This is a genomic window from Luteimonas padinae (genome assembly GCF_014652935.1).
Lineage (GTDB): Bacteria > Pseudomonadota > Gammaproteobacteria > Xanthomonadales > Xanthomonadaceae > Luteimonas > Luteimonas padinae.
On the sequence record NZ_BMZT01000030.1, the window covers coordinates 1 to 1,164 of the forward strand.

The window sequence follows — 1,164 nt, forward strand, 5'->3', positions numbered from 1 at the left end:
TGTAGGAGCAACTGTCTTTTGATCAGGCGGGGGTTGGCTGCCACTGCCCGCCATCCCTGAGCATGGCGTTGATCTGCCCAAGGAATGAGCGCATGCAGGCCACCAACGCCACTTTGGCGCATTTTCCGCGTGCTCTCAGGGCCTGGTAGCGCTGGTTCAAGGCGGGTTGCGCGCGGATCGCGCTCCATGTGGCCATGTACAGGACGCGCCGGATTCCGGCGCGTCCGCCGCGGATGCGGCGCAGCCCTGTCTTGCCACCGCTGTCGGCGTTGTAGGGCGCTACGCCCACCAGCGCCGCGATCTGCCTGCGCTCGATCTGGCCCAACTCGGGCAGGAAGGCGATCAGCGTGGCCGCGGTGACCGGTCCGACCCCTGGAATGGCCAGCAGCCGGTCCGCGCGTTGGCGGTCGGCTTCGGCTACGGCCTGGGCGATGGCCTTGTCGAGCAGCGCGATCTCCGCCTGCTGCGCGCGCAGCAGGCGCTTGAGGCTGGCCACCACCAGCGGCTGATCCTGCACCTGCTGCAGCCGGCGCCGCTCGTCGTCGCGCTGCTGCACCACCTGGTGACGGCGCTGGACCAACGACTGGAGCCGCAGCTGCTGCGGTGACTCGGGCTGGGCGGGCGGGGTATCAACGACCTGCGCCATGTGCGCCAGCATCGCCGCGTCGATCGGATCGGTCTTGGCGATGCGGCCCATCGCCGTGGCGAACGACCGCGCCCGGTGCGGGGCCACCCGCACCACCGGCCATTCAGCCTGCAGCGCTGCCATGACGGCGCGCTCGTAGCCGCCGGTCGCCTCCAGCAACACCCGCTCCACCGTCAGCTTCCGCAGCCGCTGCGCCAGCGCACGATGCCCGGCCGGACTGTTCGCCACCTCGAACACCTCGCCACTCGGTCGGAGTGCGACCGCCAGCGTGGCCTTGGCCACGTCGATTCCCACGAACACAGACATCGGCTTCTCTCCTAGACTGGACGGGAGAGCACTCTTGCCGACCCACGCTTGTGCAGTGCGAGCTGCTCACTCGTTCAACTGTTCGGGCTTGGCAAGAGCCTGGAGTGCGGGCGCCCTGGCTCCTACACGTGCTTCGCGGCACCCCGGCTGGTCGGCGTCCCGCACTCCGCTCTCGCCTACACGCTAGAACAAAGCAAAGACACAAGCGGCTA

1 protein-coding gene is annotated in these 1,164 nt (G+C 68.7%); it reads right to left on the reverse strand.

The genetic code is table 11. The features are described from left to right. Positions 1 to 22 precede the first annotated feature (22 nt). Positions 23 to 952: an IS110 family RNA-guided transposase gene (locus IE168_RS14420; RefSeq protein ID WP_189499511.1), complete on the reverse strand. Its 930-nt coding sequence runs from the start codon at positions 950 to 952 to the stop codon at positions 23 to 25. Positions 953 to 1,164: the final 212 nt, after the last annotated feature.

Bases quoted from the DNA above. Each gene is read 5' to 3' on its own strand.
- IE168_RS14420 (WP_189499511.1), bottom strand. From the start codon at position 952: ATGTCTGTGTTCGTGGGAATCGACGTGGCCAAGGCCACGCTGGCGGTC.